Here is a 17,953-nt window from a genome sequence, read left to right as displayed (position 1 = left end):
CCGCCCGCCGCTTTTAACCATTTTCTTTCGATGGTCGACTCTCGCGGAGCCTCCCGACGGACCCGAACAGACGGCCTGCCGTACGGCGGACGATCGGCTCGAATCGGGTCGACTCGCGACGCTCCCGAAAGCCGGGGCGCACTCGCCGATCACGGGAGCCTGTCGGCTTCCGAAACGCGTCGATAACCCGACCGAAACAGGATAACAAACCCGAAATCGAGATCACCGTCTCGACCCGAAGTTAGCAGGTGGCTGGGCGGAGAAGAACGGGTTCGTCGGTGCTACGACGAGGTTCCGGTCCCGATAGCGAGCGCCTTCTGGATGATCTGTCGGGAAGCTACCGAACAGAGGAAGTACCAGACGATCCACGCGGAAATCGGTCCGACGAGCGGCTGTCGCCACGAGACGGCACCTGCCAACGGCACGACCATCCCGATCTCGTCGGCGCCGAGGTGGCCACCGTTTACCTTCCATCGGAGCCAGAGAAATATGGGAATCGTCAACAGCATGGTCCAGACCGTCGGTCGGAACCGAAGCTTCATCATCCCGAGCTGGTCGGCGGCGGCAGCCAACTGCTGCTCTCGGATTCGCTCGAGCGCTTCGTCGTCCCCGCGTTCCTTCGCGGCCTGCTGATACTCCTTTAATTTCCGCAGCCGCCGCTGATACCGCCGGAGTTTCTCGCGGTCGGTAAGCCGCGACTGTAACATCGTCGAGTAGAAGCCGGTGCCGATGGCGAGCAGGAGGATAACGACGTGAAACGGGACGACATCGGTGACCGGCCCGAGCAGGACGTTCTCGGCCGACGCGACGATACCCCGCACCCGCGTACTCCAATAGCCGATGAAGAGGAGGAACGCGACCGCACCGGCGGTCTTGTCGAAGGAGGACCATCGTACGGGCTCCATCGGCGGTAAATTCGCGTCGTCGAATAGCGTCTCCGCCCTCGACGGTCCCGCTGTGTCTGCGGCTCCGTCACCGATCGGTTCGCCGGACGTACCGCCCTTTTTCAGGTGCGAGCGAACCTGCTCGGGGTCGGCGATCGCAAATCCGGCGCCTGCACTGACGAGGACTCCTTCGTCGAGAAGCCGTCCCCACTGCCGACCGGAGAGGTCCGTTCTGACGTCGCTCCACTCGAGTTCTTTGGACCCTCCGTCCGACCGATCGAAGACGACGGCGACGGCTTCTTGCATCGATGGATCGGTAAGGAGTGCTTCCAGTTGCTCGATGGGCATTCGATAGTCGAACTCCCCCGACACAAAATCATCAACCCTTCGTTCAGGTGCTGCCCATCGCTGTGAGTTCTCGTTTGACCGTCCAGCGTCGCGTAACGACCGGTCGTATCCGAACGCGTCTCGCGTCGCCGAACTCAACATTCAAACCCGGTCGCCCCCTACAATCGATGAATGCGCCTCGACGACTACATCGAGGACTTAGAGCCCGACGAGGAGGCCGAGCGACGCCGTCTCGCGAAAGAGAAGTCCTACGCGATCACGGACCACCTCGAGGAGTTCGAGCGCCGGTTCGACGACGCCCTGAGCGGCGACACCCTCGTCGGATCGACCGCGCCCTCGATCTTCGTCGGACGATCGAACTACCCGGACATCCCGATCGGGGTGCTCTCGCCGGTCGGAGACGAGGGCGCGGCCGAAGACTACGTCACCGACGGCGAGTGGTACCGCAAGGGGTACGCGATCGACGACGTGCTCCAGCGCCGGACCGGCCTATTGAACTCGAACAAGCGCGCGAACGTTGACTCGCCGAGCATCGCCAGTCGACTCGCGCCGTCGGTCCACGACGCCTGGACCGGGTTCGTCGGCGTCCAGCGCGAGGTCGCGATCGCCGATCGGCCGGTCGATCTCGAGATCGGCTTGAACGACAAACCCGACCTCGGCCTCGACGCAGGGACGGACGTCGCCACGCCGCGCGGCCCGCGGGCGAACGCGCGCAACGCCGAACTCCGGGAGAACCCACACGTGCCTCGCCCCGTCAAGAAGACGCTGGAGGACGACGACTGGCAGGCCCAGGGCGCGATGACCTACCTCTACCGGCGCGGGTTCGACGTCTACGACATTAACTCGATCCTCTCGGCGGGCGCGCTCGGCGAGGCGGACCAGCGCCGGCTGGTCCCGACGCGGTGGTCGATCACCGCGGTCGACGACACGGTCGGCCAGTACCTTCGCGGGCGCATCGGGAACGCGCCCAGCGTCGACGAGGTGCAGGTGTGGGCCAACGAGTACGTGGGCAATCGGTACTGGGTGATTCTCGCGCCGGGCAACTGGGAGTTCGAACTCGTCGAGATGAAGGCGCCGGGCAGCATCTGGAACCCCGATCCCGGGGGCAACACCTGGATGGCGAGCGCCTCGGAGGGGTTCGAGGGCCGATCGAGCTACGTCGAGGAGACCGCCGGCGCGTACTACGCCGCCCGGTTGGGCGTCCTCGAGTACCTCGAATCGATCGGCCGGCAGGCGAAGTGTCTCGTCCTGCGGGAAGTGAGCGACGACTACTGGGCACCCGTCGGCGTCTGGCAGGTCCGCGAGAGCGTTCGCAACGCCTTCGAGGGAGAGTACGGCGAGTCGGAGACGTTCCACGGCGCCGTGAAGGCGATCACGCCGCAGCTCCCGGTGTCGTACGATCGACTTCGGCGGAAGTCCGAACTCGCGGCGGGCGTCCAGTCGAACCTCGATGCGTTTTCGAACGTTCAGTAGTCCGATCGCAGGGCAAATTCCCGGGTCAACCCCATAAAATACATACATTTGTCAAACAATATACTAGTATGGAGCCATTCGTTCCGCTGTTCGTCCCGGGTGCACCCGGTGGTCCAGAACTCCTGATTCTCTTGTTCAGTATGCTTCTATTTGCGCTCCCAGTCGCTGGAATTGCGGTCGTCATCTGGGCGTTCACGCGCGGTCGCAGCAAGGGCACCGACGTTGCCGCGCTGGAACAACGGGTGGCAACCCTCGAGCGGCGCGTCGAGTATATCGAAGAGGAAAATCGCAACTAACAACCGCGTACGGCGAGAGCACCGCGTCGACGTCGAACCCCGGCACCTAAGCCCTCCGAACGCGTTCGGAGTCGTATGTGGCTCTCGTTCGTCAGCCCGGAGTTTCTCACTGCGATGGCGGTGCTCGCCTTGCTCGTCGGCGTTCCGCTCTTCGTCGTGCTCGTCATCGCGGTCCTCACCGGGTACGTCCAGCACGACGCTACGCAGTTCCTCGCGGAACTCGAGGAGGAGGAGGACTCGGCGGGCCGGGTCGAGGACGATCGGTAGCGCGCCGCCCGATCGGTTACTCCGCCGACCCCGCCCCGTTCGTCGACGCGACGACCGACGAGACGCCATTCAATGAACGTGGCGACGTCGGCGGCGAAGGCGTCGACCACGTGCCACTCGGAGAACTCGACGTCCCCCGAGGCGTCCGGGTCGGGTATCTCTTCGATCGTTCGCTTGGCGATCTACTTCATCGTGAGGCGCTCGAGGAAGCCGTCCTCCGAGTAGCGCAGCACGCCGCCGAAGAAGCCCCGAATCGAATAAAACCCGCCCGCGCCACCACCGCCGTCGACGGATGTAGGGGCGATTACGAGATCGAGCGATGGGGCCGAACCCAACTGCCAGATGAATATCAAGCTAGTCGTGATAGTTTTCTCACGCGGAATTTGCGACCTGTGAACGCGACGTTCGGCACCGGATCACATGCATTTGAGTTATGGACCGTTCGATTTTTATGCTCCATCTGCATAATTCGGTCGATGACACTCGACTTCACGCCGACGACGATCGACGATCTGGATCCGGAGCGTCGGCCATCGGCACGGCTCGCGCTCCTGCCGGTTCTCGCCGTCGTCGTCTTTCTGGGCGTCGGGTCGGCCTACCTGGGGCTCGATCCGCACGCTCCGCTGCTGTGGAGCATCGTCTTCGTCGGCGCGTTCGGCCGCTACCTCGGCTACGCGTGGACCGACCTCTACGACGGGGTCGCCAACGCCCTCCTGATGGGACTGCAGGCGATCCTGATTCTCTTGACGATCTACGCGCTCATCGCGACGTGGGTCGACGCCGGTACGATTCCCGCGATGATGTACTACGGCCTCGAGACATTGACGCCGACGGTGTTCCTACCCGTCGCAGCCGTCCTCGCGGGCGTCGTCGCCTTCTCCATCGGCTCCTCGTGGACGACGGTCGGAACGCTCGGGGTCGCTTTCGTCGGGATCGGCGAGGGGCTCGGCGTCCCCGCGGCGATGACCGTCGGCGCGGTCCTCTCGGGTGCGTACGCCGGCGACAAGCAGTCGCCGCTGTCGGACACGACGAACCTCGCCGCCGGGGTGACGAACACGCCGCTGTACGAGCACATCTATCGGATGCGAACGGGGACGATCGCCGCGTTCGGCCTCGCGGTCGCCATCTTCGCCGCGCTCGGGCTCCGAGCCAGCGGCGCGGTGCCGGCCGATCGGATCGCGGAAATCCAGACCGCGATCGCCGGCAGTTACGACGTCTCGCTGCTAGTGTTCGTTCCGCTCGTCGTGACGTTCGGCCTCGCGCTCCGCGGCTATCCCGCCCTGCCGACGCTCGTGGCCGGCGTCTTCGCCGGCGTCGGCACCTCGATGCTCGTCCAGGGGACGGCCTTCGTTCCCGCGTGGGAGGTCTTCCTGTCTGGGACCACGCCCGAGACCGGCTCTGAACTAGTCGACGACCTGCTCGAGACGGGCGGACTCACCGGCTCGGCCTGGACGATCGCGGTCGTCGTGGCCGCGCTCGTCCTGGGCGGCCTGCTCGAGAAGACCGGCGTCCTCGCCGTCCTCGCCCACCGGCTCTCGCGGGGCGTGACGAGTTCGGGCGTCCTCGTCGCCGGAACCGGCATCTCCGCGGTTCTCATCAATGCGCTCACCGCTCAGCAGTACATGAGCATCGTCCTGCCCGGGATGACGCTGCGGAACCTCTACGAGGAGTTCGGCCTCGACAGCGATCAGCTTTCCCGCGCCGTCGAGGCGGCCGGGACGCCGACCGGCGCGCTGATCCCGTGGCACGCCGGTGGCGTCTTCATGTGGTCGGCGACCGGGGTACCGACCCTCGAGTACGCGCCGTTCTATCTGTTCGGGTACCTCTCGCCGCTGGTTCTGTTCCTGATGGCGCTGACCGGCGTCGGTATCCCGTCGACTCGCCGATCGGCGACGGTCCAGACGGCCGACTAACCGACCGACGTCCGATCAATCGACGGACGGCGCGCTCTCGCCGTCCGGGACCCGCTGTTCGTCGGAGACGGACGCCGATTCGGCGGCGCCGGAAACGGGCACCGGCGCAGTCCCGATGTGCGGCTCGCCGCTGGTCAGTTCGGTCTGGTTGAAGACGTTGAGGCCGGCTTTGAACACGGCCAGGATGACCGGGCCGAGGAACAGCCCCATGATTCCGAGCAGGTAGATCCCGCCGATGACGCCGACCAGCACGACCGCGGGATGGAGTCCGGAGCCGCGATCGACGAAGATCGCACGCAGGTAGTTGTCGACGACGGAGAGCACGAGGACGCCGTAGACCAGCAGCGCCACTCCCGCGAAGTGATCGCCCGCGGACGCGAGGTAGCCGACCGCGGGTCCCCAGACCAGCCAGATACCGACGGCCGGCAGGAAGGAGACGACGACCATGATGACGGTCCAGAACGCGGCGTTCGGGAGCCCGAGCAGGTAAAATCCGAGTCCGCCGAGTCCGCCCTGGACCAGCGCCACGAGGACGTGACTTCGGATCACGGCCCAGGTGACGACGTCGACTTCTTCGAACAGCGCATCGCGCACCTCGTCTTCGAGCGGCGCCACGTCGGCGAGCCAGGCGACGAACGCTCGCCCGTCGACGAGCAGATAGTAGAGCACGAAGACGAGGACCAGCAGGCCGATACTCATCCGAATACTGGCGGTCAGCAGGGAGACGACCTCCAGGAGCACGACTTCGGCGGCGTTCGAGAGGAGATTTTCGAGTTCGGTGATGGCCTGTTCTTCCACCGCTGAGAGCGCTTCCTCCCCGAGACCGGCGTCGAGGGCCGCCGTCCGGATCGATTCGACCACTCCCGAACCGTCGACATCGTTCAGAAACGAGAGCGTCGTCTGGAGGATGACGATCGAGAGGTACAGTATCGGGACGACGGCGGCGACGATCGCGAACGTGGTGAGGAGGAGCGCCGACGGGCGCGCGCCAAGCGACGGTTCGAGCCGTTTGTGAGCGGGGTAGAGCACGAACGCGAGGAGGGCGGCCGCCATCACGTACTGCAACAGCGGGGCGATCATCAGGGTCGTGATCGCGCCGAGAATCACGAGGAGGAGGGCGAAGAACGCGCTTCGAACGTCCATGCACCGACGTCGACCCACTCGTACGTAAACGTTGACATTTCGGCGAGCGATCGCGCGTCGAGCGACGGAACCGTTCCGGGGCGATCGCCACCTTTCGATTCGCCTTCGCGATCGGTGGGGTCGAGTGTCGGCCGACCGGCGTCGATGCTGCGCTAGTCGAGGGGCGAAACGGGATCGAGACCGAGTTCGGAGAAGCGATCGTCGAGCAGCGAAACCCGTTCGACCAGTTCGTCGGGTCGGTGGGAGTCGGTACCGGGAACGAACCGGACTCCCCGATCGCGAAGCGCGTCGAGAAAGGCCGGAGCCGGGTGGTACTTGCCGTACTCGAGGCCCACCTTGCCGGCGTTGATCTCCGGGACCGTCGTCGACCCGACGAGGGCGTCCGCGACCCGTTCGTAGTGGCGGTCGGTCGCGTACCCTCGAAGTTCGGGGGTTCGCTCGATGGCGTCGACGTGGCCGAGCACGTCGAAGGCGTCGAACTCGAGGAGAGCGACGATCTTGCGATAGTAGCCGTCGACGAGCTCGCGGCGCTCGCTCTCGGAGTGCTCGACGAAGTACGAGCGGTTGAAGATGCACTCGTCTTCGAGTTCGTGAACGCTGCCGATCACGTAGTCGAAGCCGGCCTCCTCGATGAACGACTCGATCGCGGGTTCGTCCCGGGGATCGTAGTCGAGTTCGACGCCGTCGTAGATCTCGACGTCGTAGCGCTCTCGCAGGCTCTCGATCGCCTCCCGGCGCCGCTCGTAGGTCAGATCGAGGTTGAACCCGTGTTCTCGCTTCGCCCGCCCGGGCACCGATCGGGTCGACACGTTGCAGTGGTCGGTGATCCCGACGGCGTCGAGGCCGGCGCGCTCGGCGGCTTCGAGCATCTCCGGGAGCGGTCGCCCGTCGGAGTAGTTCGAGTGGACGTGGTAGTCCGCGCGGAGTGTCACCACGCTCCGGTACGTGGTCGGGAACCTAAAAGACGGGGTCGTCGTCGCTGACCGATACTCGATCGCCGGTCGGTCGCTCGTTTATACTCACCACTGCGCACTCATTCGCCGGTACTCGCCGATCGGCGACGGCACTTCAGTCCGTGACCTCAGTTTCGACCGAGTCGAACCGCTCGAAGGCCTCCGCGGTGAGGTTGCCGGTCGTGTCGACGATGTCGGCCCACGCCTCGGTGTCCGGCGCGATACCCAACAGGCGGGCGATATTCATGATCGAGACGTGGTAGACCCGCTGTCGTCCCGGCTCTTCCTCCCAGACGATCACGTTACAGGGGAACAGTCCGCCGATACGCAGGGTTTCGTCGAGCGCCCGATCCGCGATCTCGGGGTTGCACGCGCCGAGTACGTAGTAGGGGTCGCGATCGGCGTCGTCGGACGCAGTCCGACTGCTCGAGGCACGTCGTGCCTCTCTGTCGACCTTCTCGTTCAGCAGGTCCGAAGGCGAGAACTCGACGGGGATGCCGAAGCCGACGTCGAGACAGACCTCGCGGACGTGTTCGATCGCCTCTTCGTGGCCCATCTCGAGGACGGCCTGCTTCTCGCCGTAGTCGTCCGGATCGATCGCCGCGGGATCGATGGGAAGGCTCATACGCGGTACATCACGCGGGGAACGCATAACAATGGGTGGGAGCGGCGCGGTATCCGACGATGCGGATCGATCGCCGCGTATCGCTGTCATCGCGCCTCGTTCACCGCCGCCTCGGTTCCGTTAGGCTTTGACGACCGTCGTACCTCCGATGATGTCGCCGAGTCGCTGATTCTCGTCCGTCGCCAGAATGAGGACGATGGCGACGATGATCGAAAGCAGCGCCGCACCGCCGAGTATCTTCGTGATATTGCGGAGCACCGCCTCCCCAGCCGTGCAGTCGCGTCCGTCGGTTCGCACGACCCGGATCCCGACCAGCATCTTTCCGGGCGTCTGTCCCCACTTGGCCTCCGACCCGGCGTAATACGCGACGGCCAAGACCAGACCGATCAGCCCGCCTAGGGCCTCTGCTCCCTGCATCCTTCCGGCCCCGCCGCCGGCTCCGGCGCTCGCTCCGATACCGATTACGAAAAGCGAAATCAACATGATGAGGACAAGAACGAACATCACGATCCCGTCGATAAGCCATGCGAATCCGCGTTCGAGTACTCCGGCATAATTATTGTGTTGGCGTGACACATTCGCATTACGGCCATCTAACCAATCCGGTATATGTCTGTGGATTCCGCGCAACTCGACCGGAAAGCATCATCGGGCGATCGTCGCCCAATCCTCGTCCGGTTCCGGGTGCGGCTGTATCGGAACGTTGTCGACGAACTCTACATCGATGCGGTCGTCCATACCCGCAGTACTGGATCAGCATGGAAGAAACCGATGCTCGGTGTCAGCAGCGATACCGCGGCGACCTCTCGACCGTTCGGTCCGCCTGCTCGCGTGGCGATCGGGCATCGATCACAGCGGAACCGGCAGCCACTCGAAATACCGCAGGTACGGCAGCGGATCGAACAGCGGGTCGTGCAGGACCAGCCAGTCGAGCAGGACGAGGCCGGCGCCGTGGGCGATCACTGATGGCAGGATCGAGTTCGACTCGTAATCCACCGCGCCGAAGAGGATGTCCGTCGGCCCCGACAGGAGGAACTCGATCGGCGGCTTCGAGGAGTGGTGGATCATGTAGACGACGGGGCTGATGAACACGGCCTTGAAGCCGATCTCCCTGACACCCACACAGAGGAGTCCCCGGTAGTACGTCTCGGCGGCCAGCGCCAGCATGAAGAGTTTGACGGCGTGGGGGAGAAAGTCGCCCATTGCGGCGGAGGTCTCCCACATCGGATAGTACGTCCGGATGGTCGGCAGGGTCGACCCGACCAGGTAGAAGGGGAGGACGAACATCGAGAGCAAGACGGCGTTGCGGATCGCGACGCGGTCGATCGTCCAGCCGATGCGCCGCCCGTGCGAGAGGCCGAGCGCGAGCGGTCCCCCGATCAGGAGCGTACTGTCGACGATCGCCCGGTGCCCGAGATCCGACGGAACGAGGTGCATCCACAGCACCGTCAGGACCGCTCCGGTCAGTAGCGACTTCTGGACCCAGGAGAGGCGATCGAACTGGGCACGAGCCCAGTCGAGCGGCGTCCGATCCGCTTCGGTGGACACTGCTCGTTACTCGTCCGCGGTCGGAATCGGCCCGGTGCCGACGACGTCGCGGACGTGGCGTTCGAACTCCTGGTGGCGCTGGAAGTACGTTTCGTCGATCGCGCCGAGGACCGTCGACAGCTCTCGCGGCCCGTCGGGCGTTCGGATCACGCTGTCTCCCTCGAGCCGATCGATCTCGCTCTTCTCCTTCGGCCACGTCAGTCGCGAGGTGACGCGGGCCAGCGGCGCACCCTCGACCGGGGTCTGCTCTCCGAGTGAGACGGCCGGCGCGTCGTCGTCCTCATCGCTCATGTCCGGGAGTTCTCGAGGGGCGCGATTCAAGCTTTCGTTTCCGCGGGTCGCCGATCCTCTCTCTCGAACGAAATGTGTCTGACATACCGTTTTGTGTCGGGAGGTTGAAGGCGGGCGTATGACTAGCCTGACGGAGGTATACGACGGGACCGCGCGGGAGGCGGCGAGCCTCCGACGGCTGTACGCGGGGACGGCGCTCGTCTGTCTCGGGGCGGTGCTCTCGATGGTGGCCGTCCTCGTGCCGACGACCGATCCGTTCACGGGGTACGTGGTCGAACTCACCGCCTGGGAGATGGGCGACCACTACGCCGCCGTCCGCGTCGCCGGCGTGCTCGCCGGGATCGGCGTCCCGGCCGCGCTCATGGGCGTCTTCGTCGTGTTCCCCGCCGGGCGACGGGTGCGAGCGGCGGCCGCGATCAGCGCGAGCCTCTGCCTGCTCGGGGTCGCCCTTTTCTGGCACGCCTATCCATACCACTGGCGGGGGTACGGCGAGGATCTGACGCTGCACGTCTCCGCGATCTACCTGCTCGGGCTGTTCATGGCCGTCTGCTGTCTGTTCATCGGCGTCGTCAACTTCAAGACCCGAAACGCCCCCGGCGGGATGCTCGAGATGAACGTCACCCGCAAGAACAAGACGGTCGTCGAGTACGACGAGACCAATGAGGCGGGCGGCCTCGGCGGGATCGGGTTCCTCGGCGGCACGCCGGACGGCGACGTCGAAACGCAGACGAACGCGGCGGACGGCGGCGGGGGGTGGACGTCGCCGAGCGCCGAACGGTCTCCGTCCGGGAGCGGATCCAACCCGGCGCGGGGCGTCGGCGCGGCGACCAGCGACGGCGGGTCGGCGACCGCCGACATCCGATCGCCGCTCGACGCGTCGGCCGAGGGTGCTGACGCGAAGGCCGTCGGTTCCGCCTCGACGTCGGCCGGACCGACCGATCGCTACTGCGGCAACTGCAGCCACTTCGAGTACGTCCGATCAGATTCGGGGATGACGCCGTACTGTGCCCGTCACGAGGCGGCGATGGACGACATGGACGCCTGCGAGGAGTGGACGCCGAACCGTCGGTGACGGCGTCGCGAGCCGATTCGAGGGCCGGTTCTCCGACTCCGACTCCATCGACGCGAACGTGTCGAACGGTAGCAATAGCCAAGGTCTAACAGACCGGTCGTCGTACGATCGCTATGGACGCGATCGAGCGGCCGACGTTCTCGTCCGACGCACGCAAGCGCATCTACGAGTACGTCGAACGGCACGGAACGGTGAAACGGCACAGACTGATGGACGTCGTTTCGATCCCGTCGAACGAGCTCGAAACCCACCTCGAGACGCTCGAAACCGACGGGTACATCGCGGACGACGGCGGGACGCTCCGGCTCGCGTTCGAGTTCGGCGCCGTCCAGGAGTACGCGATCGACGGCGTCGAGTTCGTAATCCGGCCGGCCCACCACGACGATTTCGACGGGCTGATCGAGGTGATACGGGACGTCACCGCCGAGGAGACGTACGTCGTCGCCGAGACGATCGCCGAGCAGTTGCTCTACGAGGACACGGTCACCCGTCACAACAGCGTCGCATCTCGCGTCTTCTTCGTCGCGACCGTCGACGGCGATGTCGTCGGCTGGACGCACCTGGATCTCCCGCAGGTCGAACGCGTCCAGGAGGTCGCCCAGCAGACCGTCGGCGTCACGAGCGCCTACCGCGGCCGCGGGATCGGGAGCAAACTCCTCCACCGCGGAATCGAGTGGGCCGAGGCCAACGGCTACCGGAAGGTGTACAACAGCATCCCGGTCGTCAACGAGCGGGCGCTCGAGTTCCTGACGATCCACGGCTGGGACACCGAAGCGATCCGCAGGAACCACTACACGATCGAGGGCGAACACGTCGACGACGTGATGATGGCCTACGAACTGTAACCGATCGCGGCCGCCGACCCGCGAGAATCAGATTCCCAGCGCCTGCCGTCCCAGTTCGAATCCCCACTGCGGCACCTCGTAGACGACCAGGGCGACGAGGGCAACTTCTCCGACCGTGACCGCGACGGTGACGATATCCGCGCGCTTGCTGCTGACCGGGACGCCGATCGGCAAGCCGTACTCCTTCTTCAACAGGGGGTAGAAGAGCGCGATGCCGCGTTTGCTGCCCGCGATATCGAGCACGTAGTGGGTGAGGATGCCGATCCAGACGTACTCGAGGTTGCCGAATACGGAGGGGAAGACGACGAAACCGACGAGGATCGGGAGGTTGTGCAGCGTCTTCCGGTGTTTTCCGAACGCCGTGTCGACGTCGGGAAAGAGCGCCCCCAGCGTGACCGGGACGCCGATCGCGAACATCGTCCGGAACGTCTCCGCGTTCCCGGCCGGTTCGAGCAGGTACCCCAGTCCGATGCTCAGCAACGCGGCGTTGAGAACGTGCCCCTTCTTGTTCATCGAGTCCTACTGGACAGTCGAGTTCCGAATACCTTTCTCTCCCGACTGTCTCCGTTTCGGACCCGTCGTCGAGGAGTACTACTCGGATCGATCGTCGATCGCCGCGAGCAGATCCGAGAGCGCCCGATCCACGGTCTTCGCGCGAACGACAGCCCGATCGCCGTCGAACTCGCAGCGCGAAACCGCCGCGTCGGAGGTTCCGGTTCCCCACGGACCGGCGTACGCGACCCCGATGTACACGGTTCCGACGGGGTTTTCGTCCGTGCCGCCCGTCGGACCCGCGACGCCCGTCGCCGAGACGCCCCACGTGACGTCCGCGACGTCCCTGACGCCGCGGGCCATCTCGCGCGCGACGGGTTCGGAGACGGCCCCGTATTCGTCCAGCGCTTCTCGACTGACACCCAGGTGTCGACGTTTGGCGTCGTACGCGTAGGTCGTCAGGCCCGAGTCGAAGTAGTCGCTGGCGCCCGGGACTGCCGTGATCGCCGCGCCGATCAGGCCGCCGGTGCAGGACTCCGCGACGGCGAGCGATTCCTCGCGATCTCTGAGCGCGTCGGCCACCTTCATCGGGAGCTCCCGATCGATCCGGTCGTTCATACCGGTACGGAACGTGCCGTCGGCTTGTAAGCGATCGGTGTGCTCGCGAGGGAGTGGGCGCGTACCGTTCGGTTCAGGGCGAGCAGGTGCGGGGTGGCGGAAGAGCGAACTGGTTGCGGACGGCCGAGAACGGCGAAACGAACTCGACCCAGACGCGATCCGCGGGCGTCCGCGGTGATTCCGCTCGGATTCGAGCCCGGACCCGAAGCCCGACCCTTCCCGGACGGACCCCGACGTCGCTTTCCGCGAGCTCCGTGCGCCGGGTCGGAGTACCGGTCGAAGCGCGTTAACCGCCGAACCACGCGCTAAAGACGTCGATCAGGAGGCTCGTTCCGATATCTCCGCGTTCCCAGTCGCCGAGCGCCTCTCGGAATCCATCGGTTTCGACGGCGCCGGTTTCGTCGTTGCGGTAGTCGTCGACCGACGGGCTCTCGCTTTCGGGTTCGTCGCCTTCGGAATCCTTCGGTTCCTCCTCGGCGCAGACCGCTTCTGCGGCCGACGTCGGACATCCGTCGGGAACGAAGTTCCGCGGATCGTTACCGTTGCCGCCCTCGAAGTTCACCGTCCCGTCGGCGATAGTTCGCCACCCGCCGTGGAACTCGTCGTCCCACTCGGTATCGAAGACGTCGATTCGACTTCCCTCGTCGTTCGCACCGGCGACGAACGAGTAGTGGTTTCCGTTCATGTCGAAGTGGCAGTCTCGCACTTCCACGGGGCCCGGCGACCACGCCCAGACGCCCCGTCCGTGGCGGTGCTCTCGATCGTCGGTAACGGACGCGACGCAGTTTTCGACGGTCCCCTCGGCGAGTCGGTACTGCGAGATCCGGTTGTTCGCCGCGTAACAGTCCCGCACGGCGACCGTTCCGCCGCTTCCCCAGTCGGTGCCAGGTGCCGAACAGTAGAGTCCGTTGTCGCTCATCTCCTGAACGTTGACGCGTTCGATCTCGAGGCGCCCCTCGTGGTCCGGGTCGACCCAGATCCCGGTCGCGCCGCCTTTCTCGCGTAGGCACCCGTCGCCGAGCCACACGTTCTCGATGCGCGACGTCCCGCCGCCGGTATCGGCTGCGCCGATGATCGTGTGATCGCCCATGTCGACTGCGCCGTCGACCGCGATATTTCGGATCGTCCAGTCGGTTCCGTTCGCGACGATCGTCACGCCCGCTCCGGCGGCCGTCACGTCGTACGTGACGTTCTCGAGGAGTTCGGAATCGCCGACCTCGACGACCTTTCGTTCGTCCTCGGGGACGGTGACGGTCTCGTGATCGGAAGCCGCCGCCGTTCCAGTGAGGGCCGTTCCCAGCGCTGCAGCGCCGGCTATTTTGAGGTACGATCTCCGATGAAGCAGTCCGTCTTCGCCGCTCTCCGTAGTCCACATAGTACCGTCGAATCAATAGATATTTCGAGCATAATCGATTCCGAGTATTTTCAGTACCTGTGAATCAATTTTCACCGGCTGTGAGTCGACCGGCGCTACGTTCTGCCGCCACCGTGGGTTCGCTCGAGAGTTCGCGAATCCGTTGACCGCGAGAAGAACTGCTGCCGCGACGGCTGCCGTTTCGGCGATCCCGGCGTCGTCGATCGATCTCGATCCCACCTCGCAGGCGGCGGTTCTTCGCCGAGGCGGGAGAGCCTCCCGGCCGCGGCCGTATAGCGCCGATCGGTGCGCCGAGCGGTTCCGAGTAGGGTGGAATCGGCGGTCCCGCGGCCGTTCGCGCGCCACCGCCGCACGAAGACGAAGCGAGGAATCCCGAGACGGAACCAGTACGTCAGCAGAACCGCTGGACTGCAGGACGATCGCCCTCAGACGGTGTCCCGATCGGTGTACGACCACCGGTCGGTGATCAGGCCGTCGTCGTCGAACTCGTGGTGGTCCGCGAAGCCGAATTCGACCTCCTCGCCGTCCTGTACGCCGGTGAACCGGCCGCGAACCGCCGCGCAGTCGTCGACGACGAGCATCCGATCGATCTCGTGGAGCCCATCCTCGAGCGGCCGATTGCGCTCGTAGAACGCGCGCAGTTCGTCGATACCCTCAATGGTGCCCTGGCCCGGCCGTTCGTACCGAACGTCGTCGGCGAACAACTCGAGCAGGGCCTCGGTCTCGCCGTCGTCGACGTAGTCGTAGTACGATTCGAGCACGGATCGCGGTGCGACGTCGAGCGACATAGTTGCTCCTCCTCGCGGGGGAAGAAAACGGTTCGCGTTCGACGCGGTCGCCGGCGCCGCAGGGTCACGGGTCGGTATCGGAACCGTGGCGTGACGAAAGAACCACGGCACGGGCGCTCTCATGCACCCGTATGGAGTACGAGACGCCGCTGTTCTTTCACGTGATGCAGTACGCGGCCCGGGCCGATCGCGACGTCGTCGACATGGTGAGCGGCAACCCTGACTGGGAACCGCCCGAGGCGCTGCGGGACGGGCTTCGAGAGTACGCCGATTTCGATCCCGATCGGTTCCAGTACCCGCCGAGCGAGGGTCTGCTCGAACTGCGCGAGGAGATCGCCGCCAGGCGCGGGGTCGACGTCGAGCAGGTCGTCGTCACCAACGGCGCGGGCGAGGCGAATTACCTCGCGATGGCGCGAGCGCTCGAGCGCGATCGGGGCCGCGAGATCCTGCTGATGGATCCGGTCTACTCCTACTACCCGGGCAAGACGACGATGCTCGGCGGCACGCAGTCGTACGTCGCCGCCGACGAGAGCGGCCAGCTCGACCCCGCGGACGTGCGGGCGGCCGCGAGCGAGGAGACGGCCGCGATCGTGGTTAACTCGCCGAACAACCCGACGGGCGCGGTTTACCCCGAGGAGACGGTCGAAGAACTCGTCGCGATCGCCGAGGCGTACGACGCGATCCTGGTCGGCGACGAGGTGTACGACCACTACGATCTCTCGGGGGAGTTCGCGAGCGCGCTGGAGTTCGACTCGGACCACCGGATCGTCACCAACGCGTTCTCGAAGTCGCTGGCGATCACCGGCTTCCGGGTCGGTTACGCCGTCTTCCCGCCGCACCTCGTCGCGAACGCAAAGAGCCGCCACATGCTCGTCAACGTCGCGGGCAGCCGTCCCTCACAGTACGCCGTCCTGCGGGCCTTGCGCGAGACCGACCCCGACTACTACGAGCGCAACCGGGAGCTGCTGGCCGATCGGGTCGCGACCTTCACCGACGCGCTCGACGCGGCGGGCGCCGAGTACACCACGCCCCAGGGCGCGTTCTACGTGATGGCGCGCTTCGACGGCTACCCGGGCACCCTGGAGAACGTCGAGAAGCTGATCGACGAGGCCGGCGTGGCCGGGATGCCCGGCGAGGCGTTCGGCGACTCGCGACGCGACTGGCTCCGGTTCGCGCTCGTCACGCCGCGCGTCGAGGAAGCGGCCGATCGGCTGGCCGACTACTTTTCGTAACTCGGCAACCGCCGGGCCGTCACGGGCGGAGGTACGCGTACCCGTCCGACTGCAGTCGCGTCACTTCGACGGCGCCCTCCGGAACGGTCTCGACTCCGTCGACGAGATCGGATTCGTCCATCTCCATCATGTCCATCGTATTCCGGCAGGCCTTGAACGCGACGCCGTCGTCCAGCAGCGCTCGAACCTGCTCCACGTTGCCGTCGGTCGCGTCGATCGCCGCTATCCCGTCCGCCTGAACGACGACCGCGACGTCGTCAATACGATTCGTTTCGTCATCCAGAAGGTTCCTTGCGATCGCGAGCGCCGTTTCCTGTTCGGTTTCGTCCCCCGAGAGGAGGTGCACGACGGTTTGCATGTACGCCGGTAGAGTCCCGGCACGACTGAAGGGACACTGCTTGCAACGACTCGCCGCCGATCGAGCTCGCGGCGACCGCGGGCGCCGAGGACCGACGAGTACTCGTGTCCAGACGGGTAACGGTCCGATATGAGTGGACTCGACGTCGAGCCGGCCGACGAAGAGGCCGAGGAGGATCACACGATCGAGGTGACGCCGACCGATTCCGTCGGCGGGGAGGAGACCCGAACCGTTGACGTCGAGCCATCGGACGAGCCGATCGACGGTCCCGACTACGTGCTCTACGGCGGAAAAGGCGGCGTGGGAAAGACCACGATGGCGGCGGCGACCGCCCTCGACAGCGCGCGCGGCGGGACCCCCACGCTGGTCGTCTCGACGGATCCCGCGCACTCCCTCTCGGATACGTTCGAGGGCGACATCCCGTCCGAACCCGGCCGGATTCGCGACGATATCCCCCTCTACGCGGCCGAAATCGATCCGGAGGCCGCGATGGAGGAGGGCGAAGCGGCCTTTCTCGGCGGCGGTCCCGCGGCGGAGTCCGAGGGGAGTTCCGACGGGATCTTCGGCGGTGGCGACGAGGGTGGCGCGGGCGAGATGGGCGGCCTCGGCGGTCTCGGGGACCTGCTCGGCGGCGACGAGTCGCCGATGGAGTCGCTGCTCGGCGGCGCGATGCCCGGGGCCGACGAAGCCGCCGCGATGCAGCTTCTGCTCGAGTACATGGACGATCCCCGGTTCGATCGGGTGGTCGTCGACACGGCGCCGACAGGACACACCCTTCGGCTGCTCAAACTTCCCGAACTGATGGACACCATGATGGGCCGTCTCCTCCAGTTCCGCCAGCGGCTCAGCGGCGTGCTCGAGGGAATGAAAGGAATGTTCGGCGGGCAGGGGCCGCCGACGGACGAGGACGACCTCGCCGATCTGAACGAGCTTCGCGATCGGATCGAACGCCTCCGGGCGGCCCTGCGCGATCCCGCGCGGACGGACTTCCGGATCGTCATGGTTCCCGAGGAGATGAGCGTCTTCGAGTCGAAGCGGCTGCGCCAGCAGCTTCGGGAGTTCGAGATCCCGGTCGGCACCGTCGTCGTCAACCGCGTGATGGAGCCGCTCTCGAACGTTACCGACGACGTCGACGGCGAGTTTCTCCAGCCGAACCTGGGCGACTGCGAGTTCTGCCAGCGGCGGTGGGACGTCCAACAGCAGGCGCTCGCCGAAGCGCAGGAGCTCTTCCGCGGAACCGACGTTCGTCGGGTTCCGCTCTTCGCCGAAGAGGTGCGGGGAGTGGGGATGCTCGAGGTCGTGGCGGCCTGTCTTCGGTAGTCGGCGTCGGCGACGCGGACGATCGGTCGATTCCGATCCCTGGCCTCGCGGTGCTCGTCGCTCTCGCCCGGCGGCTCCCAGGATACCAACTCTCAATTACCATCGGTGTTCC

Annotated in this window: 21 protein-coding genes; 8 read left to right on the top strand and 13 right to left on the bottom strand. The window is 65.7% G+C overall.

Annotation, left to right across the window (positions count from 1 at the left end; all coding sequences use genetic code 11):
• Positions 1 to 281 precede the first annotated feature (281 nt).
• Positions 282 to 1,232, bottom strand: coding sequence for a DUF106 domain-containing protein (locus MUH00_RS01545; RefSeq protein WP_247001988.1), 951 nt, complete (start codon positions 1,230 to 1,232; stop codon positions 282 to 284).
• Positions 1,233 to 1,403: 171 nt separating this feature from the next.
• On the opposite strand from MUH00_RS01545, the gene nreA reads away from it, so the two are divergent.
• The 3 genes from nreA (at position 1,404) to MUH00_RS01530 (ending at position 3,268) form a co-directional block, all read left to right on the top strand.
• Entirely contained in the window at positions 1,404 to 2,705 is a 1,302-nt protein-coding gene (nreA, locus tag MUH00_RS01540) for a DNA repair protein NreA (protein WP_247001986.1), read from the top strand.
• A gap of 68 nt (positions 2,706 to 2,773) precedes the next feature.
• A complete protein-coding gene (locus tag MUH00_RS01535; RefSeq protein WP_247001984.1) occupies positions 2,774 to 3,001 on the top strand; it encodes a hypothetical protein in 228 nt (75 codons plus the stop codon).
• Positions 3,002 to 3,076: 75 nt separating this feature from the next.
• Positions 3,077 to 3,268: a hypothetical protein gene (locus MUH00_RS01530; RefSeq protein ID WP_247001982.1), complete on the top strand. Its 192-nt coding sequence runs from the start codon at positions 3,077 to 3,079 to the stop codon at positions 3,266 to 3,268.
• 182 nt (positions 3,269 to 3,450) lie between these two features.
• Here MUH00_RS01530 and MUH00_RS01525 read toward each other — a convergent pair whose 3' ends face one another.
• Positions 3,451 to 3,603, bottom strand: coding sequence for a hypothetical protein (locus MUH00_RS01525; protein WP_247001980.1), 153 nt, complete (start codon positions 3,601 to 3,603; stop codon positions 3,451 to 3,453).
• Positions 3,604 to 3,744: 141 nt separating this feature from the next.
• On the opposite strand from MUH00_RS01525, the gene arcD reads away from it, so the two are divergent.
• Positions 3,745 to 5,181 (top strand): arginine/ornithine antiporter ArcD, encoded by a 1,437-nt coding sequence (gene arcD, locus MUH00_RS01520; protein WP_247001978.1) that lies wholly within the window; start codon positions 3,745 to 3,747, stop codon positions 5,179 to 5,181.
• A 15-nt stretch (positions 5,182 to 5,196) separates the two neighbouring features.
• Here the strand turns inward: arcD and MUH00_RS01515 are convergent, their stop codons facing one another.
• The 6 genes from MUH00_RS01515 to MUH00_RS01490 form a co-directional block, all read right to left on the bottom strand.
• The gene (locus MUH00_RS01515) at positions 5,197 to 6,324 is read right to left on the bottom strand and encodes an AI-2E family transporter (RefSeq protein WP_247001977.1); all 1,128 of its coding nucleotides are present in this window, start codon (positions 6,322 to 6,324) and stop codon (positions 5,197 to 5,199) included.
• A gap of 152 nt (positions 6,325 to 6,476) precedes the next feature.
• Complete coding sequence (locus MUH00_RS01510; RefSeq protein ID WP_247004041.1) at positions 6,477 to 7,193, bottom strand: PHP domain-containing protein; 717 nt, start codon at positions 7,191 to 7,193, stop codon at positions 6,477 to 6,479.
• 199 nt (positions 7,194 to 7,392) lie between these two features.
• Positions 7,393 to 7,902, bottom strand: coding sequence for a DUF302 domain-containing protein (locus MUH00_RS01505; protein WP_247001974.1), 510 nt, complete (start codon positions 7,900 to 7,902; stop codon positions 7,393 to 7,395).
• Positions 7,903 to 8,022: 120 nt separating this feature from the next.
• Positions 8,023 to 8,406, bottom strand: coding sequence for an RDD family protein (locus tag MUH00_RS01500; protein ID WP_247001972.1), 384 nt, complete (start codon positions 8,404 to 8,406; stop codon positions 8,023 to 8,025).
• 345 nt (positions 8,407 to 8,751) lie between these two features.
• The gene (locus MUH00_RS01495; RefSeq protein WP_247001970.1) at positions 8,752 to 9,450 is read right to left on the bottom strand and encodes a CPBP family glutamic-type intramembrane protease; all 699 of its coding nucleotides are present in this window, start codon (positions 9,448 to 9,450) and stop codon (positions 8,752 to 8,754) included.
• 6 nt (positions 9,451 to 9,456) lie between these two features.
• Complete coding sequence (locus MUH00_RS01490) at positions 9,457 to 9,741, bottom strand: DUF5789 family protein (RefSeq protein WP_247001968.1); 285 nt, start codon at positions 9,739 to 9,741, stop codon at positions 9,457 to 9,459.
• Between the two features lie 118 nt (positions 9,742 to 9,859).
• Here MUH00_RS01490 and MUH00_RS01485 point away from each other — a divergent pair, with 118 nt between their 5' ends.
• Both MUH00_RS01485 and MUH00_RS01480 read left to right on the top strand, forming a co-directional pair.
• A complete protein-coding gene (locus MUH00_RS01485; RefSeq protein ID WP_247001966.1) occupies positions 9,860 to 10,813 on the top strand; it encodes a cell division protein CdpA domain-containing protein in 954 nt (317 codons plus the stop codon).
• Between the two features lie 113 nt (positions 10,814 to 10,926).
• Positions 10,927 to 11,658 carry a GNAT family N-acetyltransferase gene (locus MUH00_RS01480; protein WP_247001964.1) on the top strand — a complete coding sequence of 244 codons (732 nt, stop codon included), beginning with the start codon at positions 10,927 to 10,929 and terminating at the stop codon, positions 11,656 to 11,658.
• Between the two features lie 27 nt (positions 11,659 to 11,685).
• Here the strand turns inward: MUH00_RS01480 and MUH00_RS01475 are convergent, their stop codons facing one another.
• From MUH00_RS01475 to MUH00_RS01460, 4 genes are all read right to left on the bottom strand, one after another.
• Complete coding sequence (locus tag MUH00_RS01475) at positions 11,686 to 12,171, bottom strand: metal-dependent hydrolase (protein WP_247001962.1); 486 nt, start codon at positions 12,169 to 12,171, stop codon at positions 11,686 to 11,688.
• 78 nt (positions 12,172 to 12,249) lie between these two features.
• Positions 12,250 to 12,768, bottom strand: a complete 519-nt coding sequence (locus MUH00_RS01470) for a CinA family protein (RefSeq protein WP_247001960.1) — start codon at positions 12,766 to 12,768, stop codon at positions 12,250 to 12,252.
• 286 nt (positions 12,769 to 13,054) lie between these two features.
• Positions 13,055 to 14,143, bottom strand: a complete 1,089-nt coding sequence (locus MUH00_RS01465) for a right-handed parallel beta-helix repeat-containing protein (protein WP_247001958.1) — start codon at positions 14,141 to 14,143, stop codon at positions 13,055 to 13,057.
• A 425-nt stretch (positions 14,144 to 14,568) separates the two neighbouring features.
• Positions 14,569 to 14,931: a nuclear transport factor 2 family protein gene (locus tag MUH00_RS01460; protein ID WP_247001957.1), complete on the bottom strand. Its 363-nt coding sequence runs from the start codon at positions 14,929 to 14,931 to the stop codon at positions 14,569 to 14,571.
• Between the two features lie 131 nt (positions 14,932 to 15,062).
• On the opposite strand from MUH00_RS01460, the gene MUH00_RS01455 reads away from it, so the two are divergent.
• The gene (locus tag MUH00_RS01455) at positions 15,063 to 16,163 is read left to right on the top strand and encodes a pyridoxal phosphate-dependent aminotransferase (protein WP_247001955.1); all 1,101 of its coding nucleotides are present in this window, start codon (positions 15,063 to 15,065) and stop codon (positions 16,161 to 16,163) included.
• A 19-nt stretch (positions 16,164 to 16,182) separates the two neighbouring features.
• Here MUH00_RS01455 and MUH00_RS01450 read toward each other — a convergent pair whose 3' ends face one another.
• Positions 16,183 to 16,521: a DsrE family protein gene (locus MUH00_RS01450; protein ID WP_247001953.1), complete on the bottom strand. Its 339-nt coding sequence runs from the start codon at positions 16,519 to 16,521 to the stop codon at positions 16,183 to 16,185.
• Between the two features lie 129 nt (positions 16,522 to 16,650).
• On the opposite strand from MUH00_RS01450, the gene MUH00_RS01445 reads away from it, so the two are divergent.
• Positions 16,651 to 17,841: an ArsA family ATPase gene (locus MUH00_RS01445; RefSeq protein WP_247001951.1), complete on the top strand. Its 1,191-nt coding sequence runs from the start codon at positions 16,651 to 16,653 to the stop codon at positions 17,839 to 17,841.
• The last annotated feature ends 112 nt before the right edge of the window (positions 17,842 to 17,953 follow it).

It is taken from the genome of Halosolutus gelatinilyticus (assembly GCF_023028105.1).
Taxonomy (GTDB): Archaea; Halobacteriota; Halobacteria; order Halobacteriales; family Natrialbaceae; genus Halosolutus; species Halosolutus gelatinilyticus.
The sequence above is the reverse complement of the archived record's forward strand: the minus strand, read 5'-3'. Positions and strand labels throughout refer to the sequence as shown.

What these genes read in the sequence shown, in the direction of transcription:
- MUH00_RS01535 (WP_247001984.1), top strand. Translation starts at nt 2,774, where the DNA reads ATGGAGCCATTCGTTCCGCTGTTCGTCCCGGGTGCACCCGGTGGTCCA.
- MUH00_RS01490 (WP_247001968.1), bottom strand. Translation starts at nt 9,741, where the DNA reads ATGAGCGATGAGGACGACGACGCGCCGGCCGTCTCACTCGGAGAGCAG.
- MUH00_RS01470 (WP_247001960.1), bottom strand. Translation starts at nt 12,768, where the DNA reads ATGAACGACCGGATCGATCGGGAGCTCCCGATGAAGGTGGCCGACGCG.
- MUH00_RS01445 (WP_247001951.1), top strand. Translation starts at nt 16,651, where the DNA reads ATGAGTGGACTCGACGTCGAGCCGGCCGACGAAGAGGCCGAGGAGGAT.
- MUH00_RS01455 (WP_247001955.1), top strand. Translation starts at nt 15,063, where the DNA reads ATGGAGTACGAGACGCCGCTGTTCTTTCACGTGATGCAGTACGCGGCC.
- MUH00_RS01545 (WP_247001988.1), bottom strand. Translation starts at nt 1,232, where the DNA reads ATGCCCATCGAGCAACTGGAAGCACTCCTTACCGATCCATCGATGCAA.
- MUH00_RS01530 (WP_247001982.1), top strand. Translation starts at nt 3,077, where the DNA reads ATGTGGCTCTCGTTCGTCAGCCCGGAGTTTCTCACTGCGATGGCGGTG.
- MUH00_RS01515 (WP_247001977.1), bottom strand. Translation starts at nt 6,324, where the DNA reads ATGGACGTTCGAAGCGCGTTCTTCGCCCTCCTCCTCGTGATTCTCGGC.
- arcD (WP_247001978.1), top strand. Translation starts at nt 3,745, where the DNA reads ATGACACTCGACTTCACGCCGACGACGATCGACGATCTGGATCCGGAG.
- MUH00_RS01465 (WP_247001958.1), bottom strand. Translation starts at nt 14,143, where the DNA reads ATGTGGACTACGGAGAGCGGCGAAGACGGACTGCTTCATCGGAGATCG.
- MUH00_RS01450 (WP_247001953.1), bottom strand. Translation starts at nt 16,521, where the DNA reads ATGCAAACCGTCGTGCACCTCCTCTCGGGGGACGAAACCGAACAGGAA.
- nreA (WP_247001986.1), top strand. Translation starts at nt 1,404, where the DNA reads ATGCGCCTCGACGACTACATCGAGGACTTAGAGCCCGACGAGGAGGCC.
- MUH00_RS01480 (WP_247001964.1), top strand. Translation starts at nt 10,927, where the DNA reads ATGGACGCGATCGAGCGGCCGACGTTCTCGTCCGACGCACGCAAGCGC.
- MUH00_RS01485 (WP_247001966.1), top strand. Translation starts at nt 9,860, where the DNA reads ATGACTAGCCTGACGGAGGTATACGACGGGACCGCGCGGGAGGCGGCG.
- MUH00_RS01505 (WP_247001974.1), bottom strand. Translation starts at nt 7,902, where the DNA reads ATGAGCCTTCCCATCGATCCCGCGGCGATCGATCCGGACGACTACGGC.
- MUH00_RS01460 (WP_247001957.1), bottom strand. Translation starts at nt 14,931, where the DNA reads ATGTCGCTCGACGTCGCACCGCGATCCGTGCTCGAATCGTACTACGAC.
- MUH00_RS01475 (WP_247001962.1), bottom strand. Translation starts at nt 12,171, where the DNA reads ATGAACAAGAAGGGGCACGTTCTCAACGCCGCGTTGCTGAGCATCGGA.
- MUH00_RS01500 (WP_247001972.1), bottom strand. Translation starts at nt 8,406, where the DNA reads ATGTTCGTTCTTGTCCTCATCATGTTGATTTCGCTTTTCGTAATCGGT.
- MUH00_RS01510 (WP_247004041.1), bottom strand. Translation starts at nt 7,193, where the DNA reads ATGCTCGAAGCCGCCGAGCGCGCCGGCCTCGACGCCGTCGGGATCACC.